Genomic DNA, 26,724 nt, shown 5'->3' with positions numbered 1-26,724 from the left:
AGGGACCCATAACCACAGATGTTGGTTGTTTTCACACCGCTGGCACGACGAGTCCCATTCACCACATCTGCCGCGGAGTATGGGTCCCTGCTTTCGCAGGGACGACGGCTAGTCCGCCTCGATCACCGTGATCTCCGGCCACAGCGTCTTCCACCGCGCGACCTTTGCCGCATAATTCGCTGCCGAAAAATTCGCGGTCCGGTTCGGCCGCACGATCATGCCGGCGATATCGCCGAAGCCTTTCGGCGCATAGACGTCGTAGCCATCAGCGCTGCGGCGGATACCGATCTGCACGTTCGCGCTGAGGAAGCGATCGATGCCGTCGGTCGAACGCGACAGCGCAGGGTAGGGCACGCCGTGCTTGCCGGGATACCAGAGATGGACGCGGGCCTGGTTGCGGACCTCGATCGCGGCGCCGAGATGGCCGAGCCGCGCCGTGAGCTCGCGGATGACCGCGTCCTCGGCCTCCCACGACGTATCCGGATCGAAATAGAACACGTCGTAGTCGTTGATGCCGTGATCGAGCGGCCGCTTCGTCAGCACATTCCACACGCTCTGCACCAGGCACCCGGCCACCAGCCAGGCATCAGGCAAAGCGAGACGATGCAGCTCGTCGATGATCGCTGGATTGACCGGGTTGCGCAGCGCCGCGGCGAGGAATTCGTCCTCAGTCACGACGAAGCGGTCGCGTCGAAATCCCTGACCGCCTTCTTCGATGCCAGCGTGCGCCAGTGCCGGCGCAGCAGCGGCTCGACGGTCGAGCGCTTTGCCTTCGACAGGCGGATCAGCACGATCGGATAATCGCGGTAGTGATCGGTGAAGTAGAACACCTTGGGCTGGCTCTCGACCAGCATGTCGCGCTCGTCGGGCGGCACGCCCAGGATCACCAGGCTGTCGCCGTCTTCCTTGAGCCGCACCAGCATCTTCTTGCGCACCTTCAGTGCCGGCGTGCCGTAGGACGAGCCGTCCTCAACCTCCGGCCACGCCAGCACCAGGGTCCTGACGTCGTCGAAGGTCACGTTGGCTTGCTCACTGCACCGAGGTGAAGAACCGGGCGAGGCGGAAGCCGGAGAGCCAGGTCCAGACCGGCTGGCTGCGGATGCCCATGTCCCAGGAGCCGACCACCGCATCGGCGCGGCCGATCAGATTGTCGATCGGCAGCAGGCCGACGCCGCCGTCGCGCACCGGCACGCGGCTGTCGGCGGAATTGTCCCTGTTGTCGCCGAGCACGAACAACTGGCCCGGCGGCACCGTCACTTCGGCGGTGTTGTCGAGCCGGCCATTGTCGCGGATCTTGAAGATCGCGTGGCTGACGCCGTTCGGCAGCGTCTCGATGTAGCGGTAGGCGTCCTCGCCGCCGCCGCGATCGTCCTCGGCAAAGCCGGTGCCGTCGGGCTTCAGCGCCGCCGGATGATCGTTGATGAAGAGCTGGCCCTGCCGCATCTGGATGCGGTCACCGGGCAGGCCGACCACGCGCTTGACCCAGGCCTGCGAGCGGTCGCCCGGCCAGCGGAACACGACGACATCGCCGCGCTTCGGCGTCTCGCCGAACAGCCGACCGGTCTCCGGCAGCGTGATCTGGATCGGCAGCGACGCTGCGCCGTAGCCATAGGGGAATTTCGAGGCGACCAGCGCGTCGCCGATCAAGAGCGTCGGCTCCATCGAGCCCGACGGCACGTAGAACGGCTCGGCGATCGCGCCCTTGGCGAGGAACACGACGGCCACGATCGCGGCCAGTTGCACGGCCTGCCCGCGCCAGCTGGTTTGCTTGGCCGCCACGACTTCGTTTCCGCTGCTCACTAGCCCGTTCCTCCGACCGTAATCCGTTCCATCCTGAGCGTCGGCTGGCCGACGCCGACCGGCACGCCCTGGCCGTTCTTGCCGCAGGTGCCGATTCCCGTATCCAGCGCAAGATCGTTGCCGATCATGGTGATCCTGTGGAGATCGGTCGGCCCGTTGCCGATCAGCATGGCGCCCTTCAGCGGCGCGCCGAGCTTGCCGTTCTCGATCTTGTAGGCCTCGGTGCACTGGAACACGTATTTGCCCGAGGTGATGTCGACCTGGCCGCCGCCGAAATTGGCGGCATACATGCCGTTCTTCACCGAGGCGATGATCTCGGCCGGGTCGCGGTCGCCCGACAGCATGTAGGTGTTGGTCATGCGCGGCATCGGCACATGGGCGTAGCTCTGGCGCCGTCCGTTGCCGGTCGGCTTCATGCCCATCAGGCGGGCGTTCTGGCGGTCCTGCATGTAGCCGACCAGGATGCCGTCCTCGATCAGCACGGTGCGGTTGGTCGGCGTGCCCTCGTCATCGATCGACAGCGAGCCGCGGCGCGAGGCCATGGTGCCGTCATCGACCACGGTGACGCCCTTGGCCGCGACCTGCTGGCCCATCAAGCCTGCAAAGGCCGACGTCTGCTTGCGGTTGAAATCGCCCTCGAGCCCGTGGCCGACCGCCTCATGCAGCATCACGCCGGGCCAGCCGGCCCCTAACACCACGTCCATCTCGCCGGCCGGTGCCGGCACCGATTCGAGATTGACCAGCGCCTCGCGCAGCGCGCCGTCGGCGGCATCGCGCCAGGCCTTGGTCTCGATGAAGCGGGCATAGCCCTCGCGGCCGCCATAGCCCTTGCTGCCGCTTTCCTGGCGGTCGCCCTGGCCGGCGACGACCGAGATGTTGACGCGCACCAGCGGGCGGATGTCCCGATAGCTCTCGCCGTCGGGCCGCAGGATCTCCACGACCTGCCAGGTCGCGGTGAGGCTGGCCGAGACCTGCCGCACCCGCGGGTCCTTGTCCCGGACATAGGCGTCGATCTCGCCGAGCAGTTTTACTTTTGCCTCGAACGCCGGGCCGTCGAGCGGATTCTCGTCCCCATAAAGTCTGACATTGGTGTGGGCCGGCGCCGCGGAGAAAGTCCCCGCGTAGCCGCCGCGCACGGCGGCAACCGCATCCGCGGCGCGGATCAGCGCCGGGATCGAGACGTCGGAGGAATGCGCATAGCCGACCGCGTCGTCCTTGACGGCGCGCAAGCCAAAGCCCTGCGAGGTGTCATAGGTCGCCTGCTTCAGCCTTCCATTGTCGAACACCAGCGCCTCGGTCTGCCCGTACTCCAGGAACAGCTCGCCGTCGTCGGCGCCCTCAAGGCCGCGCGTCACCTCGCGGCGGACGGCATCGCGGTCCAGATTGGCGCGGTCGAGCAGGGAGGTCGTGGCGGGATTGGTCATGGTCACTCCGACGCAATGCGATTCCTTGGGCGTTCCGTGTCATCCTTGCCTGAAGCGCAACTGATTGCCAGTGGGGAACCCGGACGCAGGGATTTCCGGCCGATTGAAGCAGAGACGAGCGGAAAACTCATCTTACAACCCGGAAACCTGCGCCGGTCCTCTTTCAGGCCCGGAGGGCTATGGCTCAACATAGTGCTTGGGGTGGCAAATCGGGAGGGCCTGCGGCCATGACGGCGGTCACGGCAGCCCCGCGCCATCCTCACCTTGTCGTCATCACCTGGCCTGCCGCCCCGCTTTGCGCGGCGGATCTTCCGGCTCGGCCGCATCGCTCGATGGCGCCGGCTGCGCGGTGCTGCCCGTCGAGGTCGGGAAGCCGTGCTCCTGCGCCCACCGGTAGAGCTCGTCGAACACCGGTTTGAGCGCCTTGGCCGACGGCGTCATCTCGTATTCCACCCGCGGCGGCACCTCGGGATAGACCGTGCGTTTGACCAGGCCGTTGGCCTCGAGATCGCGCAATTGCGTGGTCAGCATGTGCTGGGTCACGCCGGGGATCGACTGCCGCAGCTCGCCGAACCGGCGCTTGCGGTCGACCAGTTGCCACAGGATGTCGCCCTTCCATTTCCCGGCCAGCACCGACAGCGCGCGGTGAAATTGCGCCGACAGGTCGCCATTGCACGGCTCGGACGCCGCCGGAGGCTCGGCAGGCTCAATAGTCAGTTTTTTCATACTACCTCACAAAAAGCATCCTACTTGTTCTTTTCATCTTACTCCCGAATTTAGTGCACCGGAAGCCGCGGGCCAGCCGCCGAAGGGGCGGGTGGCCGCGCGGCCGATGCGAACAATTGGGGAGTCATCAATGTCAGTTGCTGTTGCCGCTGCGCCGGCGCGCTGGAAATCCGTCAGCCTCTGGGTCGTCAGGGGATTGCTCGCTCTGGCCTTTGCCGCCGCGGGCGCCGCCAAGTTCTACGGCGTGCCGACGCTGGTCGAGGAATTCGAGCATATCGGGCTCGGCCAGTGGTTCCGCTATTTCACCGGATCGCTGGAGATCATCGGCGCGATCCTGATCCTGCTGCCCCCGGTCGCAGCCTTCGGCGGCGTGCTGCTGAGCTGCATCATGGTCGGCGCCACCATGAGCCATCTGTTCGTGATCGGCGGCTCGCCGGTGCCGGCGCTGGTGCTGCTGGCCTTGAGCGCGATCGTCGCCTACGCCAAGCGCAGCCAGTTCGCCCTGCTTGCGAGCGCGCCGTGAGGTGGCCGCGATGCGCATCTCTCGCCGCATCCTGACGCTGACCGCGGGGCTGGTGCTGGCCTTCGCGGTCCCGTTCGCCGTGACCTTGCTGCTCACCGGTTCGGTCGCGGCGGTCTCCAAGCCCGAACCGAAGAAGCCCGAGCCGCGGGTGCATCATGTGGTGCTGCCGATCAACTCGGACGATCCGACCGTGATGCGGGCGCTGATCTCGACCGCGCTCAACCTCCCGAAATATTATCGGGAGCGCAACGAGCCGTTCGAGATCGAGGTCGTCGCCTACAATGCAGGCGTTCACATGCTGCGCGTCGATACCTCGCCGGTGAAGGACATGTTGCGGGTGGTGCGCGGGCTGACGCCCGACATCCGCTTCGTGGTCTGCGAAGCCACCAAGCTCGGCATGGAACGCGTCGAGGGACATCCGCTGGTGCTGCTCGATAATGTCGATCTGGTGCCGAACGGGCCCGGACACATCATCGAATTGCAGGAAGCTGGCTGGTCCTACATCCGGTCGTGAGCGATGCGGATCGTACAAGGGGAGAACCCGACATGACTTCTGTTCGCGCGCCCACGCGCCGCGCCGTTGTTGCCGGCATGCTCGGCGCCGGCGCCTCGCTCGCGATGCCGGCAACACCGGTGCGCGCCGCATCGGGACCGCCGCAATTCGGCACCATCCGCCACCAGTTCACGCAAGTCGAAGGCGCTCGCCCGGTGCCGCCGGTTGCGATCCCCGCGCTCGCCGGCGGCGCGCTCGATCTCACCGCGTTCAAGGGCAAACTGGTGCTGGTGAACTTCTGGGCCACCTGGTGCGCGGCGTGCCGCACCGAGCTGCCGATGCTCGACCGCCTCGCCTCCAGCGGCCGCAGCGACCTCGCCGTCGTCTCGATTAGCACCGATCGCAACCGCGCGCTGGTGCCGCCTTACGTCAAAGCGCTCAAGCTCCGTCGCCTCACGATCGGCTACGATCCCGGCGGACTCGTCTCCCGCGTCGACGCCGCCGAAGTCGACACGCCATTCGCGCTCTACGGCATGCCGATCTCATTCCTGATCGGTATCACCGGTCAGGTCGAGGGCTACATGACAGGTGAGGCGGACTGGCTGTCCGCGGAGGCGAGCGGGCTGTTTGACTATTATGCAGGGGGTGGGCGGTGAGCCGGATTTGCTCCGCGTCATACGGTCCAATACGCTGGCAAGACCATGAACACGGTCGAAATCGTTCCGATCCGCGAAGAGCATGCCGAGGGTTTTCACCGCGCCCTCGACACCGTTGCGCGGGAACGGCGCTATCTGTCGTTTCTTGAGGCGCCGCCGGCCGAAGCGACGCGGGCGTTCATTCGCGACAACATCGACCATGGCTTTCCGCAGTTCGTTGCGCTCAGGGACAACGAGGTGGTCGGCTGGTGCGACGTCAGGCCCAAGGCCAGGCCGATCCATGCCCATGTCGGCATTCTCGGGATGGGCCTGCTGTTGGCCTTCCGGGGGCAGGGGCTTGGGCTAAGGTTGATCCAGCAGGCCCTCGCCGCGTCTAGGCAGTTCGGATTTCACCGCGTGGAATTGACGGTGCGGGTCGAGAACGCCAATGCGGTCGCGCTGTACCGGAAGGTCGGCTTTGAGTTCGAAGGCCGCCTGCGCGACGATGTTTGCGTCGATGGCGTCTATGGCGACCTCTTGGTGATGGGCGTACTGCTCTAGTTTGCCTAGGGCAATTTGTCATAGCCCTCCGCCAAGCCATTCAGGCTGAGCGGAAAGCCGATACCTTCTTCCGGCGTCTCGAAGATGATGAACGTCGCGGTCTTGGCGTTCTTCAACTGGCCGAGCAGCTTGTCGTCCATCACGACCTCGGCGACGCAGCCATTGGGCAGGCATCTGACAAAACCGGCGCGGCCGACGTCCTGATTGTCGAGTTTCAGGCCGAGGCCGGAGGGCAAGAGCACGCCGAGCGGGGCGACCACGCGCATCAGGCGGCTCTTCTGGTCGGCGGTCTTCAGCACGATCACGGTCAGGCCGGCATTGGAGCGGTCTTCGGCGACCACGCTCTGGATCAGGGCGCATTGCTCGGCCTGAGCGCCCGGCGGGGTGTCGCAGCGGATCTGCCAGTCGCCATGGACCGAGCGCACCGCGCCCTGGGCGTGCGCGGTCTGGGTCAGGCCGAGAGAACAGGCCAGAATCATGAGGCCGCCGAGCCAGCCGGCCACCGTCAAACGCAAATCTCTTGCCCGCAAATGTCTGGCCTGAATGTTCGAAGCGCCCATCCGGGTCGATCCTTTGATGTTCGGTCGGTCCGGCCGTCCGCCCGGCCGCCGCTAGCACGCCCGATCAGGATGCGCCTGCAAATATCGCATCGTGATCTCATCTCTTTGTTTGAGCATGATCTTTTCGCAAAGCCGGCGGTCCCTGTTCCGGATCATGCTCGTGAGCCGACTGATACCGCAATGACGGCGCCTTGAAGGCGATCTTGAAGCCATTCCCGCGCCGGATTGCGGCAGCCCGCAGCGAATCAGGTTCCTGTGGAGCACCCGCCTGTGGGTACATCCGGCAATCTCCCTGTCAAGCAGGGTGGACAATTGGTCCAAGGGCTTTCGCTTGATTTTGCGGGAAAAATCGCAATCGGCAGGTTCATCGCAGGCGCATGGCTTTCGGCCCTACTACTGCATTGCGAGCGCCTGAGAATTATGGTTTGAGAGGCTGGATTTCGACGCGTTCTAGCGATCTGGCTCCCGTACCCACCTTGACTCAGAGACGGGTATGTCCGGAAGGCCGTTTGTCAGGGCGGATCGTGCTGCATTTCCGGCCACATGCCGGAGGTGCTTTGGGGAATAATGCAAGGGAGCGCGAGCGGCATGAAGATGTCGATTGGCCGGTTGGGCAGGCAATTGCTGGGGTTGGCGGTAGCGGGTGTGGCGTCGGTCGCCGCGGGATCGGCCTTCGCCGAAATGGGGCAGCCGGCCCCCTGGGAGCACACGCTGCAGGAAGGCGCGACCCCGGTGATGGAAAACATCATCTGGTTCCACAATTTCCTGCTGGTGCTGATCACCGTCATCACCTTGTTCGTGCTGGCGCTGCTCATCATCGTGGTGGTGAAGTTCAACGCCAAGGCCAACCCGGTCCCCTCCAAGACCACCCACAACACCCTGATCGAGGTGGCCTGGACGCTGATCCCGGTCCTGATCCTGGTCGGCATCGCGGTGCCCTCGTTCCGTCTGTTGTTCCTGGAGCTCGACGTGCCGAAGCCGGACCTCACCGTGAAGGTCACCGGCAAGCAGTGGTACTGGTCCTACGCCTACCCGGATAACGGCAAGTTCGAGTTCGATTCGCTGCTCGACAAGGACAAGCAGCCCCGTCTGCTCGGCGTCGACAACGAGATGGTGGTCCCGGTCAACAAGGTGGTCCGGATCCAGACCACCGGCGCCGACGTGATCCACTCGTTCGCGGTGCCGGCCTTCGGCGTCAAGATCGACTCGATCCCCGGCCGCCTCAACGAGAGCTGGTTCAAGGCTACCAAGACCGGCGTATTCTATGGCCAGTGCTCGGAACTGTGCGGCAAGGACCACGCCTTCATGCCGATCGCGGTCCGGGTCGTCAGCGACCAGGAATTCGCGACCTGGGTTGAAGGGGCGAAGAAGAAGTTTGCGACCAACCCGGCGAATTCCTACGCCTCGGCTGGTCAGGCGGCGCAATAAGCCTCGCCGCTTACGGCGCGGATGGATAAGGGCGATGGGACCGCAAGGTCCGAGAGGGACTGCAAGGCAGGATTTTGAACATGGCGACAGGCGCAGCGACACACGACGATCACGCCCATGATGATCACGCCCACCATCCGACCGGATGGCGGCGCTATCTCTACTCCACGAACCACAAGGATATCGGTACGATGTACCTTATCTTTGCGGTGATCGCGGGCATCATCGGCGCGGCGATGTCGATCGCGATCCGTGCCGAGTTGATGTACCCGGGCGTCCAGATATTCCACGAGACGCACACTTATAACGTGTTCGTGACCTCGCACGGTCTGATCATGATCTTCTTCATGGTCATGCCGGCGATGATCGGCGGGTTCGGCAACTGGATGGTGCCGTTGATGATCGGTGCGCCCGACATGGCGTTCCCGCGCATGAACAACATCTCGTTCTGGCTGCTGCCGGCCTCGTTTGCGCTGCTGCTGCTCTCCACCTTCGTCGAGGGTGAGCCGGGCGCCAACGGCGTCGGTGCGGGCTGGACGATGTACGCGCCGCTGTCGACCTCGGGCCATCCGGGCCCCGCGGTCGATTTCGCGATCCTGTCGCTGCATCTCGCCGGTGCGTCGTCGATCCTCGGTGCCATCAACTTCATCACCACGATCTTCAACATGCGCGCGCCGGGCATGACCCTGCACAAGATGCCGCTGTTCGTGTGGTCGATCCTGGTGACGGTGTTCCTGCTGCTGCTGTCGCTGCCGGTGCTCGCCGGTGCGATCACCATGCTGCTGACCGACCGCAATTTCGGTACCACCTTCTTTGCGGCTGACGGCGGTGGCGACCCGGTGCTGTTCCAGCATCTGTTCTGGTTCTTCGGTCACCCCGAAGTGTACATCCTGATCCTGCCCGCGTTCGGCATGGTCAGCCAGATCGTCTCCACCTTCTCGCGCAAGCCGGTGTTCGGCTATCTCGGCATGGCCTACGCCATGGTCGCGATCGGCGGCATCGGCTTCGTGGTGTGGGCGCACCACATGTACACCGTCGGCATGTCGTCGGCGACGCAGGCCTATTTCGTCGCCGCCACGATGGTGATCGCGGTGCCGACCGGCGTGAAGATCTTCTCGTGGATCGCCACGATGTGGGGCGGCTCGATCGAGTTCAAGGCGCCGATGATCTGGGCCGTCGGCTTCATCTTCCTGTTCACCGTCGGCGGCGTCACCGGCGTCGTGCTGGCCAATGCCGGCGTCGACCGCGTGCTGCAGGATACCTACTACGTGGTGGCGCACTTCCACTACGTGCTGTCGCTTGGCGCCGTGTTCGGCATCTTCGCCGGCTGGTACTACTGGTTCCCGAAGATGTTCGGCTACATGTACTCGGAGAAGATCGCCAAGGCGCACTTCTGGTTCACCTTCGTCGGCGTCAACCTGGTGTTCTTCCCGCAGCATTTCCTCGGCCTGTCGGGTATGCCGCGCCGCTACGTCGACTATCCGGATGCGTTCGCCGGCTGGAACCTGATTTCTTCGTACGGTTCCTACATCTCCGGCTTCGGCGTGCTGATCTTCATCTACGGCGTGATCGATGCCTTCGTCCGCAAGGAGCAGGCCGCGAACAATCCGTGGGGTGCCGGTGCGACCACGCTGGAGTGGACGCTGACCTCGCCGCCGCCGTTCCACCAGTTCGAAGTGCTGCCCCGCGTGCAGTAAGTCCAAGATAACGCGGCGCACCCTGGGTGCGCCGCGCCTTTTAAGAGAAGTGAGACCTGATCTTGTCGGTTGTCGATCACAACGCCATTGAGCTGCCCCGGATCTCCGAGGCCGAAGTGGGCGACTACATCGCGCTGTTGAAGCCGCGCGTGATGTCGCTGGTGATCTTCACCGCGCTGGTCGGGCTGATGATCGCGCCGGTGCATGTGCATCCGGTGCTGGCCTTCACCTCGATCCTGTGCATCGCGGTCGGCGCCGGCGCCTCCGGCGCGCTCAACATGGCCTATGAGAGCGATGTCGATGCGTTGATGTCGCGGACCGCGAACCGCCCGATCCCGCGCGGCCGCATCACCCAGGCCGAGGCGGCTGCCTTCGGCCTGACGCTCGCCTTCTTCTCGGTGATGACGCTCGGTATCCTGGTCAACTGGGTGGCGGGCGCGCTGCTCGCCTTCACCATCTTCTTCTACGCCGTGATCTACACGATGCTGCTGAAGCGCTGGACCGCGCAGAACATCGTGATCGGCGGCGCCGCCGGCGCGCTGCCGCCGGTGGTGGCGTGGGCCGCTGCGACCGGCTCGCTCTCGGTCGAGCCGATCCTGCTGTTCCTCATCATCTTCTTCTGGACCCCGCCGCATTTCTGGGCGCTGGCGCTGTTCCGCAGCGACGACTATGCGCGCGCCGGCATTCCGATGCTGCCGGTGGTCGCCGGTCCCGACGCGACCCGGCTGCAGATCCTGCTCTACACCATCGTGCTGGTCGCAATTGCGCTGGCGCCGTGGCCGCTGGGGTATTTCGATGCGATCTACGGCGTCACCTCGCTGGTGCTCGGCGCCGGCATGCTGTGGCTCGCCATTGAAGTCTATCGCCGCCGTGAAGGCGTTGCGGCCAACCGCGCCACGCGCCGGCTGTTCGCCTTCTCGATCCTTTATCTGTTCGCGCTGTTCGCCGTCCTCCTCGCGGAGGTCGTGGTCCGCGCGATCCTGCCCGTCTTCATCGGGTAGGGACGCCGGGGGGCGAGATGGGGGCGCACGGGATACCAATGGACGACAAGAACGAACCAGAAGGCATCGTCCTCACTGAGGCGCAGCTCAAGAGCCGCCGCCAGCGCTCGATCGCCATTGCGCTCGCGCTCGGCGTCATGGTCGTGCTGTTCTTCGCCGTCACCCTCGTCAAGGGGCCAGCCGTGCTGGTGCGGCCGCTGTGAGCGAGATGGCGAACCAGGGACCGCAGCAAAGTGAGGGCGCCAAGGTCGCGCGCCGCACGCTGACCCGCGACGCCATGGTCGCCTCGATCTGCGGCTTCGTCGTGGTGCTGATGCTCGGCGCGTCCTACGCCGCCGTGCCGTTCTACAACTGGTTCTGCCGCACCACCGGCTTCAACGGCACCACCCAAGTCGCGACTTCGCTGCCTTCGGATGCGCCACTCGAGCGCACCATCGCGGTCAGCTTCGATTCCAACGTCGCGCCGGGGCTGCCCTGGAAGTTCGAGGCCGAGCAGACCACGATCGACGTCAAGATCGGCCAGGTCGTCACGGTCTATTACACCGTGACCAACCAGTCGGCGCGCACCACCACCGGTCAGGCCGCCTATAACGTCGCGCCGCTGACGGTCGGCTCCTATTTCCAGAAGATCAACTGCTTCTGCTTCACCGAGCAGACCATGGCCCCGGGCGAAAAGCGCGAGATGGCCGTGGTGTTCTATGTCGATCCGGCGCTGGCCAAGGACAGCGAGAACGACACGCTGAAGACGATCACTTTGTCCTACACCTTCTTCCCAGTGCGCGACGCGACGCCGAAGCCCGTGGCGGCCGGCGAGGCGGAGCAGCGCAAGGGCGGCTAGCGCATGATCCGGAAAAGTCGAGACCGGTTTTCCGAGAAGATCATGCGATGAGATTGGAATTAAAGATTAAGACGTGCCTTGCGGCACGCGAATGGAGAGACGGCAATGGCTGAGGCGCAAGTCAAGCATCACGACTATCATCTCGTCGACCCGAGCCCGTGGCCGGTGGTCGGCTCGATCTCGGCCTTCATCATGGCGTTCGGCGCGATCGGCTGGATGCACCACATGTACTCCGCCGCGCCGATCGTGTTCGGCATCGGCACCATCGGCGTGCTCTACACCATGGCCAGCTGGTGGGGCGACGTGATCAAGGAAGCCCAGTACAAGGGCGACCACACCCGCGTGGTGCAGATCAGCCACCGCTACGGCATGATCCTGTTCATCGCCTCCGAGGTGATGTTCTTCGTCGCCTGGTTCTGGGCCTTCTTCAACTCCGCGCTGTTCCCGGCCGATGCGGTGCACGCCACGCGCGATGCGGTGTTCGGCTGCGGTGCCGGCACCGCGATGGGCGCCTGCTCCGTCCCCGGCACCTGGCCGCCGCACGGCATCGAGACCTTCGATCCCTGGCATCTGCCGCTGCTCAACACGCTGCTGCTCCTGACCTCGGGCACCACCGTTACCTGGGCTCACCACGCGCTGCTGGAGAATGATCGCCAGGGCCTCAAGCAGGGCCTGATCCTCACCGTGATCCTCGGCGCCTGCTTCACCTGCGTGCAGGCCTATGAGTACGCCCATGCGACGTTCTCGTTCGGCGGCAACGTCTATGGCGCGACCTTCTTCATGGCGACCGGGTTCCACGGATTCCACGTGCTGGTCGGCACCATCTTCCTGCTGGTCTGCCTGATCCGCGCCTATGCCGGCCACTTCACGCCGAAGCAGCATCTCGGCTTCGAATTCGCCGCTTGGTACTGGCACTTCGTCGACGTGGTCTGGCTGTTCCTGTTCATCTGCATCTACGTCTGGGGCCACGGCGCCGAGTCGATGGCGCACGGCGCACACTAACTTCGCTGACGTGCTAAGAAGGGGCGGCCTGATGGCCGCCCCTTTGCTTTTGATTGAGAGCCGATGACCGATACCCCGCCCACCGTGACCGAGAGCGCGCTCCGCGGCATCGCCTGTCGGTGTCCGCGCTGCGGCAAGGGCAAGCTCTATTCCGGCTTCCTGACCCTGGCGCCGCGCTGCCAGGCCTGCGGCCTCGACTTCGCCTTCATCGATGCCGGCGACGGCCCGGCGATCTTCATCATCATGCTGGCCGGCGCCATCGTGGTCGCGGCGGCGCTGATCGTCGAGGTGAAGTACCAGCCGCCGTTCTGGGTCCACGCCGCGCTGTGGCTGCCGTTGATCCTGGTGACCACGATCCTGCCGCTGCGTTCGATGAAGGCGCTGCTGATCGCGCTGCAATTCCACCACAAGGCCGCAGAAGGCCAATTGATCGAGCGCGACCCGAAATGAACGACACGACGAACAAAGCGTTTTCCAGCGAAGTTGGCACCGGTTCGCGCCAAGAAAACGCGTCAAAGGCTTCTAATCGGCCGAGCGCGGCCGGCTTCGGCCTTTTCACGCTGATCCTGATCGCGGTGTTCATCGCGCTCGGCGTCTGGCAATTGCAGCGCCGGGTCGAGAAACATGCGCTGATCGCCGCACTCGACACCCGGCTCGCCGCGCCGACCGAGGCACTGCCGTCGCCCTCGGCATGGCCGACGCTGACCTCGGCGAGGGACGAATTCCGCCGCGTCAGCCTGACCGCGACCTATGCGAAGCTGCCCGACGCGATGGTGTTCAGCTCCGGCTCCGCGGTGCGCGACGACGTCAGTGGCCCCGGCACCTGGGCGTTCCTGCCGGCGAAGCTTGCCAGCGGCGAGACCGTCGTGGTCAACACCGGCTTCGTGCAGAACACGATGCAGGACCGCGCCTTCGAGGATCGCGTCACTGGGCGTCTCGTCACCGGCGCGCCGGTTGAGCTGACCGGCTATATCCGCTTCCCCGAGCCGCCAGGCCGGCTGACGCCGAAGGAAGATTCGGCGAAGCGGTTGTGGTTCGTGCGCGATCATCGCGCGATGGCGCAGGCGCTCGGCTGGGGCGAGGTCGCGCCGTTCTATATCGACCTCGAGGCGCCGGTGCCGGACAGCGGCACGCCCAAACCTGGCCCGCTCAAGGTGCGGCTCAAGGACGACCACATGCAATACGCCATCACCTGGTTCTCGCTGGCTGCCGCGGTCACGATCGCGTTTGGTCTGTGGTGGCGCGGCCAGCGGCGCTGGGCGGGTTGAGACGAGTTTGCGGCACAGGAGTGGGTCACGAGGCCGCCTCGGCTTCGTGTGGCGTGCCCTTCCGCGCACCTCTGCGCAAATTAGCCAACGACCGGCTGATCCTGTCGAGATAGATGTAGACGACCGGCGTCGTGAACAGCGTCATCAGCTGCGAGACGATCAGTCCGCCGACAATCGCGAAGCCGAGCGGCTGGCGCAATTCCGAGCCGGTGCCGGTGCCGATCATCAGCGGAACGCCGCCGAGCATCGCGCACATCGTCGTCATCAGGATCGGGCGGAAGCGGGCGCGACAGGCCTGATAGATCGACTGCTCTGCGGAGAGATGCTGGTGGCGCTCGGCCTGCAGCGCGAAATCGATCAGCATGATGCCGTTCTTCTGCACGATGCCGATCAGCAGGATGATGCCGATCAGCCCGATCACGTCGAGCCCGAAGCCGAACGCCCACAGCGCGAGCAGTGCGCCGAGCCCGGCGGACGGCAGGGTCGAGAGGATCGTGACCGGATGGACCGTGCTCTCATAGAGCATGCCGAGGATCAGATAGACGGCTACCACCGCGGCCAGGATCAGGATCGGCGTCGACGCGAGCGCGGCCTGGAACGCTTGAGCGTTGCCCTGGAAGCTGGTGACCACGGTCGAAGGCACGTACAGATCGGCGGTCGCCTTCTGGACCGCCGCGACCGCGGTCCCGACCGCCGTGCCCGGCGCCAGGTTGAAGCTCAGCGTCACTGACGGAAACTGGCTCTGGTGGTTCACGGAGAGCGGCGCCGTGCCGTAGTCGATGCTCGCGATCTGGCTCAAGGGCACCATCGTTCCCGCGGACGAGCGGACATAGATGCGGTTGAGCGCGTAGGGGCCGAGCTGGAACGACGGGTCGACCTCCAGGATCACGTAATAGGTGTTGAGCGTCGTGAACAGCTGAGCGACATGACGCTGGCCGAATGAGTCATAGAGCGTGTTGTCAACCGCGGCCGGATCGATGCCGAGGCGGGAGGCCGCGTCGCGGTCGATCTGCAGCTTGAGCTGACGCGCGGCATTGGCCTGGTCGGTCGCGACGTCGGCCAGTTCCGGCAATGTCTTCAGCTTCTGATACAGCTTGCCGGCCCACAGATTGAGTTCGTCCTGGTTCACGTCGGTGAGGGTGAACTGGTACTGCGTCTTGGACAGGCGGCTGGCGAGATTGATGTCTTGCGTCGCCTGCATGAACACCGACATGCCCTTGATCTTCTGCAGCGCGGTGTCGAGCTGGCGGATCACCTGATCGGCCGACGCGTTGCGCTCGTTGCGCGGCTTCAACAGCACGAACAGGCGGCCGTTGTTCTCGGTCACGGTCGGGCCGCCCGGTCCGATATAGCCGGTCGCATTGGCGACGGCTGGGTTCTTGGCGATGATATCGATGACGCTGCGTTGCAGGGTCGCCATCTGCGCCGGTGAGATGTCGGCCGAGGCTTCCGTGATGCCGGTGATCATGCCGGTGTCCTGCTGCGGGAAGAAGCCCTTGGGAATGCCCACGAACAGCAGGCCGGTCACCGCGACGCTTGCCAGCATGATCGACAGGGTCATCGCCTTGTAGCGTAACGCTACGGCGAGTACGGCCTCGTAGGCGGTCTGAATCGCGACGAAGCCGCGCTCGAGCGTGCGCGAGATGATCCCGGCCTCAGCGCCCTGGTGTGGCGACAGCAGATAGGCGCACATCATCGGCGTCAACGTCACCGAGACGATCACCGACACCACGATGGAAACGCACACCGTGACGGCGAATTCCTGGAACATGCGGCCGATCACTCCGCCCATCAGCAGCAGCGGAATGAACACCGCGATCAGCGAGACCGAGATCGAAATGATCGTGAAACCGATCTCGCCCGCGCCCTTCAGCGCGGCCTGCATCGGAGAGAGGCCTTCCTCGATATGCCGAGAGATGTTCTCGATCATCACGATGGCATCGTCGACGACGAAGCCGACCGCGATCGACAGGCCCATCAGCGACAGATTGTCGAGGCTGTAGTTGAGCAGGTACATCACGCCGAAGGTGCCGATCAGTGAGATCGGGACCGACACCGCGGGGATGATGGTCGCCCACAGATTCCGAAGGAACAAGAAGATCACCCCGACCACCAGCGCGATGGTCAGCACCAAAGTGAGCTGAACGTCGGCGACGCTGGCGCGGATGGTCTGCGTGCGGTCGGAGGCGATCTGAACCTTGATGTCGGACGGCAGGCTCGACACCAGCTGCGGCAGCAGCTTCTTGATGCCGTCGACCGTGCTGATCACGTTGGCGCCGGGCTGGCGCTGGATCGCGAGGATGACGGCGGGTTTGTCGTTGTACCAGCCATGCAGCGTGACGTCCTCGGCCGCGACGATGGCATGCCCGATGTCGCGCAGGCGCACCGGCGCGCCGTTGCGATAAGCGATGATCAGATCGTCATACTTGCTCGCGGTCAGCACCTGGTCGTTGGTGGCGAGCGTATAGGCCTGCTGGCTGCCGTACAGCACGCCCTTGGGCTGGTTCACCGTGATGTTGCCGAGCGTGGTGCGCAATTGCTCGAGATCGATCCCTGCGGCGGCGAGCTTGACCGGATTGACCTGCACCCGGATCGACGGCTTCTGCATGCCGCCGATGGTGACGAGCGAGACGCCCGGCACCTGAGACAATTTCTGCGCCAGGATGCTGTCGGCATAGTCGTCGACCTTGGTCAGCGGCTCGGTGTCCGACATCAGCGCGATCAGCAGCACCGGCACGTCGGCCGGATTGACCTTGTGGAAGGTCGGCGGCGACGGCATGGTCTTGGGCAATTGCCCCGATGCCGCATCGATCGCGGTCTGCACGTCCTGCGCCGCCGCATCGACGCTGCGGTTCAGCGCAAATTGCAGCGTGATCTGGGTGTTGCCCAGTCCGCTGCTCGAGCTCATGCCGGTCAGGCCCGCGAGCTGCCCGAATTGCCGCTCCAGCGGGGTCGCGACCGATGATGCCATGGTCTGTGGGTCGGCGCCGGGCAATTGCGCGGTGACCTGGATGGTCGGGGTATCCACCGTCGGCAGCGCCGAGACCGGCAGCCGCACGAAGGCGATCATGCCGACCAGCACGATGGCGACGGCCAGGAATGCGGTAGCGACGGGCTTGCGGATGAAACCTGCGGAGACGTTCATGGCAGCATACCTGCGCTTGCGGTGGTTGCGTCCTGGACCTGGTCTTTCTTGTCGTCGGGCACGATCTCGACCGTGGTCCCCGGATTGAGCCGGTACTGCCCCGCGGTGACGACGGTCTCGTTGGCCGCGAGGCCTTGCTCGATCAGGACCTGCCCGTTGCGCGATTGCCCGGTGGTGACATTGCGGATGCTGACGACATTGTTGGGGCCGATCGTATAGGCGAACGCCCCGTCAGGACCCTGGCGCACCGCAGTCAGCGGCACCGTGAGCGCGTTGTGGCGAACCGCGATCGTCAGATGGACGTTGACGAAGGTGCCGGGCCACAGCGTGTCGCCGGCATTGGGAAACGACGCCTTCAACTGCACGGTGCCCGTCGAGCTATCGACCTGGTTGTTGATCAGCATCAGGCTGCCGTGGTCGAGCTTGCGCTTGTTCTGGGCGTCGTAGACGTCGACCGATGCGTCGCCGGATGCCAGCGCCTGCCGCACGCCGGGGATCTCGCCGGACGGCAGCGTGAAGATCACCGCGATCGGTTGCAGCTGGGTAAGGACCACGAGTCCGTTGATGTCGGCCGGGTGCACGATGTTGCCGGGATCGACGCGGCGGATGCCGGTGACGCCGTCGAATGGCGCCGTGACCGTGGCGTAGCTCAGCTGGGTCTGTGCCGCTTCCAATGCCGCCTTGTCGAGCGCGACGGTGCCCTCGCTCTGCGCGACCTGCGAATCCTGGGTATCGAGCAATTGCTGGGTGGCGAAACCGCGATTGGCCAGCGGCTGGGTTCGCGCCAGATTGGTCCTGGCGTTCTTCAGGCTCGCTTCGTCGCGCGCCAGCGCGGCCTCGGCCTGATCGACCTGGGCCTCGTAGACCCGCGGATCAATCCTGGCGAGCACATCGCCGCGCTTCACCTGCTTGCCCTCGACGAAATCGACGCTGTCGAGCGTGCCCTGCACCTGGGTGCGGATGGTGGCTGTATTGATCGGCGTCACTGTGCCGAGGCCTTCGAGCACGATCGGCACATCATGTTGCAGGACCTTCGCCGCCGTCACCGGCACGGCGGACGGGGTGGTCTTCGCCTCGGCCACCTGCGGAGCCGCATGCGTCGCGCCGTCCGGCCGATACACGGCATAGGCGCCGGCGCCGATTGCGGCGGCGGCCACCAGGCCCGCGCATGCGATCTTGAAAGGCTTCGATGTCATGGCTCACCAGCTCCATCTGTTGTCCGGCGACCGATCGTTGCAACCAGCTCCAGGACAAAGGTTTCAGTTGCGCTCGCCGCGGCCGCTTCAGCTCCGCGGCCCGCTGTCAGGTCGAGATTGATGATGCGCGCGTCGAGATCGGCGGCGCGCAACGCGCCGATCAGGCTGCCTTGCGGCGCATTGTCGTTGCGATGAACGATGAGCCGGATGGCGGTCACGGTCGGCACCACGGGAAACGGCAGTGCGTCGGAGCCGACGTCGATTGCGACAATGCCGCCGCAGGGCAATTCGCCGCGCAGCGCCAGCTCGAGCATGCGCCGCGCGACCGGTCCTTCGCCGAGCAGGACGAGCTGCCGCGGGGCCATGCCGGTGCGATCGAGCGCCCTCGCAACGCCGTTCAGGATGTCAGCGTAGCTAGTTTCGTGAAGCGCGATCGGCTGCCACGTCGCGAGCGGCGTGAGCCGCCGCCAGCGTGCAAAGGCTTCCGGCATGGCGATGTCGGCGGCATCGGGGGCGACGAGGACGCCGACCAACACGCCTGTGGCGGCGCGGAGGGGCGGCGTTGCGATGGCGCTGTGCGGGCTCTCAGGCATGCCCGGAAGCTGGGCCCAGGCCCGATATTATTCAAATGAATTGTCTTTATCCGTCAATTCATATCGTGCATGGTGCGAGCATGCGGATGCGCAATCTCGACCTCAATCTGCTGCTGGTGTTCGACGCCGTCATGCGAGAGCGCAGCGTGGTGCGCGCGGCCGGCACGCTCGCGATCAGCCAGCCGGCCGTGAGCCACGCGCTGAACCGGCTGCGTCACGCGCTGAAAGACCAGCTGTTCGTCCGCACGCCGTCCGGCATGCTGCCGACGCCGCGGGCGGAAGCGCTGGCGCTGCCGGTCCGCAAGGCGCTCAGCGAGCTGCAACTCGCGGTCGAGGGTGATCGGTTCGATCCGGCGCAGGCAGAACGGCGCTTCAGCATTGCGGTCAACAATTACGCCGCGGTGGTGGTGGCCGGCTCGATCATCGCGGCGGTGCGCGCGCAGGCGCCCAAGGTGCGGCTGACGCTGGTGCCGAGCGGGACGCTCAATCTCGCCGACCGGCTCGACCGCAGCGAGCTCGATCTTGCGATCTCGGCGCGCGCACTGGACGGCGAGCGCTTCGCATCCCGTCGGTTGATCGAGGACCGCTTCGTCGCGGTGCTCCGCGCCGGTCATCCGGCCCTGCGCAAAAAGCTGACCGGCGAGACGCTGGTCGAGTTGCCGCATCTTGCGATCACCTCCAGCGGCGAGGATCTGGATTTCATCGACGCCTGGCTGCGGGCGCGCAAGGCCGAGCGCACCATCGCCTCCGACGTGCCGTATCTGTCCGCCGGCGCCGTCCTGGTGCAATCGAACATGGTTGCGATCCTCGGGCGCAAGCTCGCGCTCGAATTCCGCCGTGCCTATCCGATCGAGATGCGGGACCTGCCGTTCGACGCATCGAAGCTGCAATGCGTGATGAGCTGGCACCGCCGCTTCGACGATCTGCCGGCGCACCGCTGGCTGCGCGAGACGATCATTGCCGCGACCAGCGGCATTTGAACTCTATCGAGACGATCCAAAGCGATACGCCCACGCTCGATCTCCGGCGTGGGCGTAGTGCAGTTGATCTCTATAAGTCGTCAATGCCCGACAGGAGCGGGGCCGCCGAGCTTGACCTTGCGCAGGGTCAGTGCCAGCGGGATCGCCGAGAGCGCGATCAGCATCAGTACCCAGAACGCATCCATGTAGGACAGGAACGAGGCCTGGATCTGCACCTGCTGACCGATCCACTGGATCGCCTGTTGGTGCGCCTGCGCCAGCGCATTGCCCTGGGCGACGAAGTAGTCGGTGACCTGGTGCAGCGTGTCCTGGTATTGCGGGCTCGACGGCGTCACCTGCTCGACCAGCCGGCTCTGATGGAACTGCTCACGGTGCGTCAGCACGTTGGAGACCAGCGAGACGCCGATTGAGCCGCCGGTGTTGCGCGCGGCGTTGATCAGTGCCGAGGCCTGGTCGGTCTTTCCTGCGGGAATACCATCATAGGACGCCGTCATGATCGGAATGAAGATCAGCGGCAGGCCGACGCCGATCAGCATGCGCGAGCGCGCCATGTACCAGAAGCCGAGATCGCCGTACACGTTGGTCATGCTGAACATCGAGGCCGCGATCACCAGCGCGCCGACGATGATCAGATATTTCGGCTGCACCTTGGCGGCGAGCCGGCCGACCACGAACATCATCAGCATGGTGACCACGCCGCCGGGTGACAGCACGAGGCCAGCCCAGGTCGCGGTATAGCCGAAATCCTGCTGCACCAGCTGCGGCAGGAACTGGGTGGTCGCGAGCAGGATGGCGCCGGTCGCCAGCATCACGAGGAAACTCGCACCGAACTGCCGGGTCGCAACCATCCGCAAATCGATCATCGGATTGCGACGGGTCATCTCCCACGGGATCATCAGCACGAATGCGATCGCGCAGATCGCCGCTGAGATGATGATGAAGGACGATCCGAACCAGTCGTCCTCGAGGCCGCGGTCAAGCGTCACCTCGAGCGCGCCGAGGAAGGTCGCCACCAGCGCGAAGCCGATGACGTCGAACGAGTTGTTCTGCTTCTGGTCCCTGTTCTGGTCTTCGGCCTTCGCCGGCTCGCGCAGCACGGTGGCGATCGCGACAGTCGCGAACAGGCCGACCGGCGCGTTGATCAGGAAGCACCAGTGCCAGGACAGATTGTCGGAGAGCCAGCCGCCGAGCGTCGGGCCGACCACCGGCGCCACCACCACGGCGATGCCGAACACCGCAAACGCCTGCCCGCGCTTGGCCGGCGGGAACGCATCCGCCAGGATCGACTGTGCCACCGGCACCATGCCGCCGCCACCGAGACCCTGCAAGATACGAAACAGCAGCAGCGCGTTCAGATTGGGCGCGAAGCCGCACAGGATCGAGCTGACGGTGAAGATGCCGAGGCAGATCAGGAAGAACGTCTTCCGTCCCAGCATCTTGGCGAGAAAGCTCGAGGCGGTCAGGATGATGGCGTTGGACACCAGATAGGAGGTGACCACCCAGGAGGCTTCGTCCTCGCTGACGCCCATGCCGCCGGCGATATAGGGCAGCGCGACGTTGGCGATGGTGGTGTCGAGCACCTCCATGAAGCTCGCGAGCGCGACCACGATGGCGATCAGCCAGGGATTGACGGCAACGTTCGGAACAGGGAGGCTTTTGGCATCGATTGCTGCTGCACTCATGACAGCCTCCCGGAATCAGAGCTTTCCAAGCCGCTCGAGCAGTGACGGCGCAGGATTGATCCGCACCGTCGGCACCACGGACATGCCCGGTCCGAGCGCGACATCGGTCGGCGGATTGTCCATCACGACCTTCACCGGCACGCGCTGCACGATCTTGACGTAGTTGCCGGTGGCGTTCTGCGCCGGCAGCAGCGAGAACGCGGTGCCGGAGCCGGGCTGCACGCTCTCGACATGGCCCTGTATGGTGCGGCCCGGATAGGCATCGATCTTCAGCGTCACCTTCTCGCCCGGGCGCATCTTGTCGAGCTGGATCTCCTTGAAGTTCGCGGTGACCCAGGTCTGGTCGGGCACGAACATCGTGAGGTTGGTGCCGGCCTGCGCGAACTGGCCGACGGCCGCCGACAGATTGACGACGCGGCCCGGCTGCGCGGCGGTGACCGTGGTGTAGGACAGATTGAGCTTGGCTTGGTCGCGCTGCGCCTCGGCCTGGGCGAGGTTGGCGACCGCGCTCTTGCGCTGCGCCTTCAGCGATTCCACCTGGCGCTGCGCGAGGTTCAGCGTTGCCTGCGCGCTCAAGAGCGACGCCTGCTGCTGATGCAGTTGCGAGGTGTACTGCTCGGAATTCTGCACCGTGCCGTAGCCGGTCTGCTCCAGATGCTGGTAGCGCGTCGCCTGCTGCTGGGCGAAGGTCAGCGCCGCCTGGGCCTGGTCGACCTGGGCCTGGTTGGCCGCGATCTGCGCCTGCTGCACGTCGAGCTGCGCGTCGACATTCTCGATGCTGGCCTGTGCAGCGGCGACCTGCGCCTCGGCCTGCGCCAGCGCGACGCGATAGTCGCGGTCGTCGAGCCGGGCGATCACGTCGCCGGCCGCGACATGCTGGTTGTCGGTGACCGGCACGGCCGTGATGTAGCCGGACACCTTCGGCGCCAGCGCGGACTGCCGCGCCGCGATGAAGGCGTCGTCGGTGGATTCGAAATGCTCGGTGTAGTCCATGTAGAGATAGCCGCCGCCGAGCGTGGCGGCGAGCAGCACGGCGCCAACAGCGGAGACGATCGGACGGCGGCGCAGGAAGCCGCGCTTCTTCGGCGTGGCCTCCGGCGGGATCGTTGCTGGCGGGGCGGGCTCCTTGGCCACCGGGCGCTCCTGCGCAGGAGCCTTCGCGGTGAACTCCGGGCTGTCGAGCTCGTGCGAGGGCGAGCCCTCGATACGCTCGTGCCCTGGTTGGTCGCGCTCCAAAACAGTGTCTTCGAACATTGGCTGCTCCCGCAGTTGAGCGAGGTCTGCACGGCCTTCGCAGAAGGGAACGATACCGTTCCGTTCTGTGCGACACTTAGTCTCGTTGCAGTGCAGCGTCAATAGGAACGGAACTGTACCGTTCTATTTACAACTAGATGTGATAGGCCTATATTGCTTGGTGTTACCGGCCCGACCGGCCCATGGAACCCGGGTCAAGACGATGACCACCAGCACCCTGAAGACGCCGCGCGCGGCCAAGACCAGGACGGTGACCAGGCCGATCGAGGTCCGTGCCGGCCGGCCGCCGAAGGAGCTCGCCGGCGAGGTCGACGCCCGCATCCTCGATGCGGCGCGCAAGGTCTTTCTGCAGCGTGGGTTCGAGGGCGCCAGCATCGACGAGATCGCGGACGTCGCGCGCTCCGGCAAGCGCACGATATATGCGCGCTTCCAGGACAAGCGGGCGCTGTTCACCGAGGTGGTGACGCGGGACATCCTGGCGCGGATCGCGGAGTTCAAGGCGGACGCGCCGCTCGGTGCAACGGTGGAGGAGCGCCTCACCAGCGTTGCCTCGACCCTGCTGCATTGGGGCCTCGACGCCGACCGGATCGGCCTGATGCGGCTTGCTATCGCGGAGGCGCACCGCTTTCCGGATCTCGCCGCCACCGTCAACCGCAGGGCGCGCGCACTCGCCACCGAGCTCGGCATTCACCTGCTGCGCGACCTGACGCAATCCGACGAGCTCGGCAAATTGCCGGCCTTCGCGCCGGAGCAACTGCCGATCACGGCGCGCCTGTTCCTCGACATCATCGCGGTGCCGATGCTGATGCGGGCTCTGTACGAAGTCGACCTGACGGCGCTCGATCCTGAGATCGACGCGCATGTGGCACGCGGCGTCGCGTTCTTCGTCGCCGGGTGCAGAGCCGGATACCGCTTCGGCACCGATTGATCCGGTTGCTCCAGTAAGTTCGCGCGATGAGTTGCGCGCACGGGCCGTTGCAACTTGGCCACAGAACTCAGAAAAGAATCAAATTCGAATGAGGCATGCTGTCGCATGCCTTCCGTTCGTGACACAACCTTAAGTTAGGCGGTTTCGCCGGGTGCAATGGAATGGAAATGGGAATGCGTAGATTTGCAATCGTTGGGGCTGGCCTGATTTCATTTGTGGGATTTGCAAGCGCGGTATCAGCCGCTGACCTGTCGGAGCGCAGCTGGACCAAGGCTCCGCCATTGATGGCCCCTGCGTTCAACTGGTCCGGCTTCTACGCCGGCGTCAATGCCGGCGGCGCCTGGTATGACGGCGGGAATATCACGACGAGCAGCAATGTCGCGTCGATCATCCCGCCGGCCAATATCGTCCGTGTGCCCGTTTCGAACAGCAACCAGGCCGGTGTCACCGCGGGCGGATTGGTCGGATACAATTACCAGGTCGACAGGGTCGTCCTCGGCGTCGAAGCCGATTTCAACTATGTCGACCTGAGGTCTTCCAGGAATGGCAGCACCACCGCTGCTTTCCCGGGCGGCGTGACGGGAAGCTTCAATCTTCAGAACACCAGCAAGGTCGACTGGTTCGGCACCGTGCGAGGCCGCATCGGCTTTGTGCCGACCGAGCGCCTGCTGATCTATGCGACCGGCGGTCTGGCCTATGGCGAGGTGAAGACCAACATCGCCGATTCGTCCGCGTTTTCCACCGGCCTGTCGCGGCTGTGGCTTGGCGACAATTCCGACGTCCGCGTCGGTTGGACCGCCGGCGGCGGCGTCGAATATGCCTTCACCAACAACTGGACGCTGCGCGGCGAATATCTCTACGTCGATCTCGGCACAAGCGGCGCCACTGCTACCTTCCAGGGCACCGATCCAGTGCAGAGCCAGATCCGCTACAACGCCAGCCGCGAGAACACGTTCAGCGTTGCCCGCGCCGCGTTGAGCTATAAGTTCTGACACCGGCAAGTTCTGACACTGGAGCAACGCGCCGTCCCGTCATGCCCGGCATCAAGCCGCGCATGGCGAGTCTGGTTGGTCGCGCTTTGCGTCGCTCACCGGGGCGCATTCAGCCCGGCGCGCGCTCCACGGCGTGACGCAACCAGACCATGCCGCCTTCCAGCGTCTCGCAATGCGTCAGCCGCAACGACTGCCCGGCGCCGGGCCGGTCACCCTCAGGGCCGTGATAGTCGACGATGCACTGCGATCCCGCGACGCCGTCGACTGCGGGATGGATCAGTGTGCTGAATTCGTCGATCAGCCCGTGCTTCAGGAAGGCGCCATTGATGCCGCCGCCGCCTTCGAGCAGCAGCGTCTTGGCGCCGAACAGTGCGGCCAGCTGCGCCACCGCGCTTGGCAGGTCGTCGCCCTTGGAGCCGGCGAAGATGTAGGACGCGCCGTCCTCGCGCAGCTCGGCGAGATGGCTATCCGGGACCTGCTCGCCGAGCACCGCGACGGCGTGATCGCCGCCGACATTGTCCTTGCCGAAATGCACGCGGCCCCACGGGTCGATGCCAACGGCAAGTTTGCGGCCATCGCGGTTGCCGAGATGCGGCTCGCGCGGCAGCTTCGGCGCGTTGGCGATGTGTCGCTCGGTGCCCTTGGCCATCTCGTTCATGGTGACGCGGCCGATGATCCAGCCATCGGCATTGAAGCCGTCATGGATCCGTTCGTAGTGGGAGCGCAGCACGTCGGCCGGGATACCGGCGGCGGCCTTGGTGAAGCGGCTGGGATGAAGCCGGCCGTCGATCGACGTGCCCATGTGGCAGATGATGTGGGGGCGCATGAGCAGAACTCTCGGTGGAATGTGGGATGATCGCGCCGCAGGGGGCGAGTAGGGCACTTCCTGATTTAGAGAGCCGCGGGCACGTTCTCAACGTCGACAACGCAGCGGCGGTTCAACTTCGCTTGTCCGCCTAATCAAACCAGCCGCGCTGCTTGAACCAGAGTATCGGCAGGATGCCGCTGGCGATGATCGCGGCGCAGGCCATCGGATAACCGAAGGTCCAGCCCAATTCCGGCATCACCTTGAAATTCATGCCCCAGACCCCGACCAGGATGGTCGGGGGAACGCCGACTACGGATACGATGGTCAGGATCTTGAACAGGTCGTTCTGCTGGATGTTGATGAAGCCGAGCACCGCGTCCAGCAACAGCTGGATCTTGTCCGACAGCCTTGTCTCGTAGTCACCCAGCGAAGCCACATCCTTGGAGACGGCCTCGAGCCGGCGCTTCGATGCCGCGGTGATCCATTCATTGCCGACGTCGTCGGCGAAGCTCGCGACCCGGCCGACCCCGAGCAGCACGTCGCGTGCCTTGGCGAGGCGATCGGCCAGCTCGCCGACATTCTCCAGCGCCTCGCGCAGCCGGCGGCTGGAGCGCACCGGTCGCTTGCTGCGCACCAGCCCGCCCTTGAACACGCCGCGCGACAGCCGGTCGGTCTTGGCGCCAAGCTGCTCCAGCACGTCGGCGCCGCGATCGACCATGGCTTCGAGCAGCGCCGTGAACACGCACATGCCGTTTTGCAGGCCCTTGTCGGTGCCGATCCGTTTCATCACCTCGTCGAAGGTGGTCATCTGCGCAAACCGCACCGTGACCAGTACCTTGGGGCCGATCACGAAGCCGATATTGGTGATCTCGGCCTCGTTGTTGGCGTCGAGCCGCACCGCCGGCGAGCTCAGATAGAGCCGGTCATGATCGGTGACGAGGCGGCTGGACGCCTCGATCTGGCCCAATGATTGTTCAGTGGGTACGCGAATGTCGAGCATGCGCTCGACGAACTGCTTTTCATCCGCGGTGGGATCGAGCAGATCGATCCAGATGACGTCGGACGGCAGCTCAGTGCCGATGCTCTGCCAATCAGAGCTCACCGACCTGTACAGTTTCAGCACTTACGGCTCCATGCATGGGGACTTGCGGCCACGACAATAGCGGGGGTCGCAAACCGGTTCCATGCAT

At 65.0% G+C, this 26,724-nt stretch carries 28 protein-coding genes; 15 read left to right on the top strand and 13 right to left on the bottom strand.

The annotated features are described in order from the left end of the window. Positions 1-108 precede the first annotated feature (108 nt). The 5 genes from JQ616_RS04240 to JQ616_RS04220 form a co-directional block, all read right to left on the bottom strand. Positions 109-675, bottom strand: a complete 567-nt coding sequence (locus JQ616_RS04240) for a nucleotidyltransferase family protein (protein ID WP_212012445.1) — start codon at positions 673-675, stop codon at positions 109-111. Further along, a complete protein-coding gene (locus JQ616_RS04235) occupies positions 672-1,019 on the bottom strand; it encodes an MmcQ/YjbR family DNA-binding protein (RefSeq protein ID WP_212012444.1) in 348 nt (115 codons plus the stop codon). The genes JQ616_RS04240 and JQ616_RS04235 overlap by 4 nt, the downstream gene beginning before the upstream one ends. 10 nt (positions 1,020-1,029) lie before the next feature. Then, positions 1,030-1,800: a signal peptidase I gene (lepB, locus tag JQ616_RS04230; RefSeq protein WP_212012443.1), complete on the bottom strand. Its 771-nt coding sequence runs from the start codon at positions 1,798-1,800 to the stop codon at positions 1,030-1,032. After that, positions 1,800-3,224, bottom strand: coding sequence for a metalloprotease TldD (gene tldD / locus JQ616_RS04225; RefSeq protein WP_212012441.1), 1,425 nt, complete (start codon positions 3,222-3,224; stop codon positions 1,800-1,802). Before tldD ends, lepB begins: the two co-directional genes overlap by 1 nt. Before the next feature lie 273 nt (positions 3,225-3,497). Beyond that, entirely contained in the window at positions 3,498-3,950 is a 453-nt protein-coding gene (locus JQ616_RS04220; RefSeq protein ID WP_212012439.1) for a winged helix-turn-helix transcriptional regulator, read from the bottom strand. A gap of 130 nt (positions 3,951-4,080) precedes the next feature. Here JQ616_RS04220 and JQ616_RS04215 point away from each other — a divergent pair, with 130 nt between their 5' ends. From JQ616_RS04215 to JQ616_RS04200, 4 genes are read left to right on the top strand one after another with little or no spacing between them, the layout of a single operon-like run. After that, positions 4,081-4,473 (top strand): DoxX family protein, encoded by a 393-nt coding sequence (locus JQ616_RS04215; protein ID WP_212012437.1) that lies wholly within the window; start codon positions 4,081-4,083, stop codon positions 4,471-4,473. Between the two features lie 10 nt (positions 4,474-4,483). After that, complete coding sequence (locus tag JQ616_RS04210; RefSeq protein ID WP_212012435.1) at positions 4,484-4,987, top strand: hypothetical protein; 504 nt, start codon at positions 4,484-4,486, stop codon at positions 4,985-4,987. 32 nt (positions 4,988-5,019) lie between these two features. Then, the gene (locus tag JQ616_RS04205; RefSeq protein WP_212012433.1) at positions 5,020-5,622 is read left to right on the top strand and encodes a TlpA family protein disulfide reductase; all 603 of its coding nucleotides are present in this window, start codon (positions 5,020-5,022) and stop codon (positions 5,620-5,622) included. A gap of 45 nt (positions 5,623-5,667) precedes the next feature. Beyond that, on the top strand, positions 5,668-6,162 hold the full coding sequence (locus tag JQ616_RS04200) for a GNAT family N-acetyltransferase (RefSeq protein ID WP_212012431.1): 495 nt from the start codon (positions 5,668-5,670) through the stop codon (positions 6,160-6,162). Positions 6,163-6,167: 5 nt separating this feature from the next. On the opposite strand, the gene JQ616_RS04195 is transcribed toward JQ616_RS04200, so the two are convergent. After that, positions 6,168-6,722, bottom strand: coding sequence for an invasion associated locus B family protein (locus JQ616_RS04195; RefSeq protein ID WP_212012429.1), 555 nt, complete (start codon positions 6,720-6,722; stop codon positions 6,168-6,170). Positions 6,723-7,310: 588 nt separating this feature from the next. Here JQ616_RS04195 and coxB point away from each other — a divergent pair. The 8 genes from coxB to JQ616_RS04155 all read left to right on the top strand — a co-directional run bounded on the left by coxB (position 7,311) and on the right by JQ616_RS04155 (position 13,956). Further along, positions 7,311-8,150: a cytochrome c oxidase subunit II gene (gene coxB, locus JQ616_RS04190; RefSeq protein ID WP_212012427.1), complete on the top strand. Its 840-nt coding sequence runs from the start codon at positions 7,311-7,313 to the stop codon at positions 8,148-8,150. Positions 8,151-8,230: 80 nt separating this feature from the next. Beyond that, positions 8,231-9,847, top strand: a complete 1,617-nt coding sequence (gene ctaD / locus JQ616_RS04185) for a cytochrome c oxidase subunit I (RefSeq protein ID WP_212012425.1) — start codon at positions 8,231-8,233, stop codon at positions 9,845-9,847. Between the two features lie 62 nt (positions 9,848-9,909). Continuing rightward, positions 9,910-10,848, top strand: coding sequence for a heme o synthase (locus JQ616_RS04180; RefSeq protein WP_212012423.1), 939 nt, complete (start codon positions 9,910-9,912; stop codon positions 10,846-10,848). A 38-nt stretch (positions 10,849-10,886) separates the two neighbouring features. Continuing rightward, complete coding sequence (locus tag JQ616_RS04175; protein ID WP_212012421.1) at positions 10,887-11,051, top strand: CoxF protein; 165 nt, start codon at positions 10,887-10,889, stop codon at positions 11,049-11,051. Positions 11,052-11,056: 5 nt separating this feature from the next. Continuing rightward, positions 11,057-11,686, top strand: a complete 630-nt coding sequence (locus JQ616_RS04170; RefSeq protein ID WP_212012419.1) for a cytochrome c oxidase assembly protein — start codon at positions 11,057-11,059, stop codon at positions 11,684-11,686. Between the two features lie 105 nt (positions 11,687-11,791). Next, positions 11,792-12,688 carry a cytochrome c oxidase subunit 3 gene (locus tag JQ616_RS04165; protein WP_074129809.1) on the top strand — a complete coding sequence of 299 codons (897 nt, stop codon included), beginning with the start codon at positions 11,792-11,794 and terminating at the stop codon, positions 12,686-12,688. Positions 12,689-12,751: 63 nt separating this feature from the next. Continuing rightward, positions 12,752-13,138 carry a DUF983 domain-containing protein gene (locus JQ616_RS04160; RefSeq protein ID WP_212012417.1) on the top strand — a complete coding sequence of 129 codons (387 nt, stop codon included), beginning with the start codon at positions 12,752-12,754 and terminating at the stop codon, positions 13,136-13,138. Next, positions 13,135-13,956, top strand: a complete 822-nt coding sequence (locus JQ616_RS04155) for an SURF1 family protein (protein ID WP_249136377.1) — start codon at positions 13,135-13,137, stop codon at positions 13,954-13,956. Before JQ616_RS04160 ends, JQ616_RS04155 begins: the two co-directional genes overlap by 4 nt. A gap of 25 nt (positions 13,957-13,981) precedes the next feature. Here JQ616_RS04155 and JQ616_RS04150 read toward each other — a convergent pair whose 3' ends face one another. The 3 genes from JQ616_RS04150 to JQ616_RS04140 are packed head-to-tail and all read right to left on the bottom strand — an operon-like array spanning position 13,982 to position 18,890. Then, on the bottom strand, positions 13,982-17,101 hold the full coding sequence (locus tag JQ616_RS04150; protein ID WP_212012416.1) for an efflux RND transporter permease subunit: 3,120 nt from the start codon (positions 17,099-17,101) through the stop codon (positions 13,982-13,984). Further along, positions 17,098-18,297, bottom strand: a complete 1,200-nt coding sequence (locus JQ616_RS04145; protein WP_212012415.1) for an efflux RND transporter periplasmic adaptor subunit — start codon at positions 18,295-18,297, stop codon at positions 17,098-17,100. Before JQ616_RS04145 ends, JQ616_RS04150 begins: the two co-directional genes overlap by 4 nt. After that, the gene (locus JQ616_RS04140) at positions 18,294-18,890 is read right to left on the bottom strand and encodes a hypothetical protein (RefSeq protein WP_249136376.1); all 597 of its coding nucleotides are present in this window, start codon (positions 18,888-18,890) and stop codon (positions 18,294-18,296) included. The genes JQ616_RS04145 and JQ616_RS04140 overlap by 4 nt, the downstream gene beginning before the upstream one ends. 86 nt (positions 18,891-18,976) lie before the next feature. Between JQ616_RS04140 and JQ616_RS04135 the strand changes: the two genes are divergently transcribed. Further along, entirely contained in the window at positions 18,977-19,870 is an 894-nt protein-coding gene (locus JQ616_RS04135) for a LysR family transcriptional regulator (RefSeq protein ID WP_249136375.1), read from the top strand. Positions 19,871-19,950: 80 nt separating this feature from the next. On the opposite strand, the gene JQ616_RS04130 is transcribed toward JQ616_RS04135, so the two are convergent. Further along, on the bottom strand, positions 19,951-21,552 hold the full coding sequence (locus tag JQ616_RS04130) for a DHA2 family efflux MFS transporter permease subunit (protein ID WP_212012413.1): 1,602 nt from the start codon (positions 21,550-21,552) through the stop codon (positions 19,951-19,953). Positions 21,553-21,567: 15 nt separating this feature from the next. Then, complete coding sequence (locus JQ616_RS04125) at positions 21,568-22,806, bottom strand: HlyD family secretion protein (RefSeq protein WP_433995944.1); 1,239 nt, start codon at positions 22,804-22,806, stop codon at positions 21,568-21,570. Positions 22,807-23,008: 202 nt separating this feature from the next. Here JQ616_RS04125 and JQ616_RS04120 point away from each other — a divergent pair, with 202 nt between their 5' ends. Both JQ616_RS04120 and JQ616_RS04115 read left to right on the top strand, forming a co-directional pair. Next, positions 23,009-23,734, top strand: a complete 726-nt coding sequence (locus JQ616_RS04120; RefSeq protein ID WP_212012412.1) for a TetR/AcrR family transcriptional regulator — start codon at positions 23,009-23,011, stop codon at positions 23,732-23,734. A gap of 173 nt (positions 23,735-23,907) precedes the next feature. Next, positions 23,908-24,726 carry an outer membrane protein gene (locus JQ616_RS04115; protein ID WP_212012411.1) on the top strand — a complete coding sequence of 273 codons (819 nt, stop codon included), beginning with the start codon at positions 23,908-23,910 and terminating at the stop codon, positions 24,724-24,726. A gap of 109 nt (positions 24,727-24,835) precedes the next feature. Here the strand turns inward: JQ616_RS04115 and JQ616_RS04110 are convergent, their stop codons facing one another. Further along, positions 24,836-25,552: a dihydrofolate reductase family protein gene (locus JQ616_RS04110; protein WP_212012410.1), complete on the bottom strand. Its 717-nt coding sequence runs from the start codon at positions 25,550-25,552 to the stop codon at positions 24,836-24,838. Positions 25,553-25,682: 130 nt separating this feature from the next. Next, positions 25,683-26,657, bottom strand: a complete 975-nt coding sequence (locus tag JQ616_RS04105; RefSeq protein WP_212012408.1) for a magnesium transporter CorA family protein — start codon at positions 26,655-26,657, stop codon at positions 25,683-25,685. Between the last annotated feature and the right edge of the window lie 67 nt (positions 26,658-26,724).

This window comes from Bradyrhizobium tropiciagri (genome assembly GCF_018130545.1).
Taxonomy (GTDB): domain Bacteria; phylum Pseudomonadota; class Alphaproteobacteria; order Rhizobiales; family Xanthobacteraceae; genus Bradyrhizobium; species Bradyrhizobium tropiciagri_A.
This window is presented reverse-complemented; position numbering and strand designations above follow the sequence as displayed.

What these genes read in the sequence shown, in the direction of transcription:
- coxB (WP_212012427.1), top strand. Translation starts at nt 7,311, where the DNA reads ATGAAGATGTCGATTGGCCGGTTGGGCAGGCAATTGCTGGGGTTGGCG.
- JQ616_RS04140 (WP_249136376.1), bottom strand. Translation starts at nt 18,890, where the DNA reads ATGCCTGAGAGCCCGCACAGCGCCATCGCAACGCCGCCCCTCCGCGCC.
- JQ616_RS04170 (WP_212012419.1), top strand. Translation starts at nt 11,057, where the DNA reads ATGGCGAACCAGGGACCGCAGCAAAGTGAGGGCGCCAAGGTCGCGCGC.
- JQ616_RS04210 (WP_212012435.1), top strand. Translation starts at nt 4,484, where the DNA reads ATGCGCATCTCTCGCCGCATCCTGACGCTGACCGCGGGGCTGGTGCTG.
- JQ616_RS04115 (WP_212012411.1), top strand. Translation starts at nt 23,908, where the DNA reads ATGCGTAGATTTGCAATCGTTGGGGCTGGCCTGATTTCATTTGTGGGA.
- JQ616_RS04175 (WP_212012421.1), top strand. Translation starts at nt 10,887, where the DNA reads ATGGACGACAAGAACGAACCAGAAGGCATCGTCCTCACTGAGGCGCAG.
- JQ616_RS04150 (WP_212012416.1), bottom strand. Translation starts at nt 17,101, where the DNA reads ATGAACGTCTCCGCAGGTTTCATCCGCAAGCCCGTCGCTACCGCATTC.
- JQ616_RS04220 (WP_212012439.1), bottom strand. Translation starts at nt 3,950, where the DNA reads ATGAAAAAACTGACTATTGAGCCTGCCGAGCCTCCGGCGGCGTCCGAG.
- JQ616_RS04205 (WP_212012433.1), top strand. Translation starts at nt 5,020, where the DNA reads ATGACTTCTGTTCGCGCGCCCACGCGCCGCGCCGTTGTTGCCGGCATG.
- JQ616_RS04125 (WP_433995944.1), bottom strand. Translation starts at nt 22,806, where the DNA reads ATGTTCGAAGACACTGTTTTGGAGCGCGACCAACCAGGGCACGAGCGT.
- JQ616_RS04130 (WP_212012413.1), bottom strand. Translation starts at nt 21,552, where the DNA reads ATGAGTGCAGCAGCAATCGATGCCAAAAGCCTCCCTGTTCCGAACGTT.
- JQ616_RS04215 (WP_212012437.1), top strand. Translation starts at nt 4,081, where the DNA reads ATGTCAGTTGCTGTTGCCGCTGCGCCGGCGCGCTGGAAATCCGTCAGC.
- JQ616_RS04120 (WP_212012412.1), top strand. Translation starts at nt 23,009, where the DNA reads ATGACCACCAGCACCCTGAAGACGCCGCGCGCGGCCAAGACCAGGACG.
- ctaD (WP_212012425.1), top strand. Translation starts at nt 8,231, where the DNA reads ATGGCGACAGGCGCAGCGACACACGACGATCACGCCCATGATGATCAC.
- JQ616_RS04145 (WP_212012415.1), bottom strand. Translation starts at nt 18,297, where the DNA reads ATGACATCGAAGCCTTTCAAGATCGCATGCGCGGGCCTGGTGGCCGCC.
- JQ616_RS04165 (WP_074129809.1), top strand. Translation starts at nt 11,792, where the DNA reads ATGGCTGAGGCGCAAGTCAAGCATCACGACTATCATCTCGTCGACCCG.
- JQ616_RS04160 (WP_212012417.1), top strand. Translation starts at nt 12,752, where the DNA reads ATGACCGATACCCCGCCCACCGTGACCGAGAGCGCGCTCCGCGGCATC.
- JQ616_RS04200 (WP_212012431.1), top strand. Translation starts at nt 5,668, where the DNA reads ATGAACACGGTCGAAATCGTTCCGATCCGCGAAGAGCATGCCGAGGGT.
- JQ616_RS04110 (WP_212012410.1), bottom strand. Translation starts at nt 25,552, where the DNA reads ATGCGCCCCCACATCATCTGCCACATGGGCACGTCGATCGACGGCCGG.
- JQ616_RS04135 (WP_249136375.1), top strand. Translation starts at nt 18,977, where the DNA reads ATGCGCAATCTCGACCTCAATCTGCTGCTGGTGTTCGACGCCGTCATG.
- tldD (WP_212012441.1), bottom strand. Translation starts at nt 3,224, where the DNA reads ATGACCAATCCCGCCACGACCTCCCTGCTCGACCGCGCCAATCTGGAC.
- JQ616_RS04155 (WP_249136377.1), top strand. Translation starts at nt 13,135, where the DNA reads ATGAACGACACGACGAACAAAGCGTTTTCCAGCGAAGTTGGCACCGGT.
- JQ616_RS04195 (WP_212012429.1), bottom strand. Translation starts at nt 6,722, where the DNA reads ATGGGCGCTTCGAACATTCAGGCCAGACATTTGCGGGCAAGAGATTTG.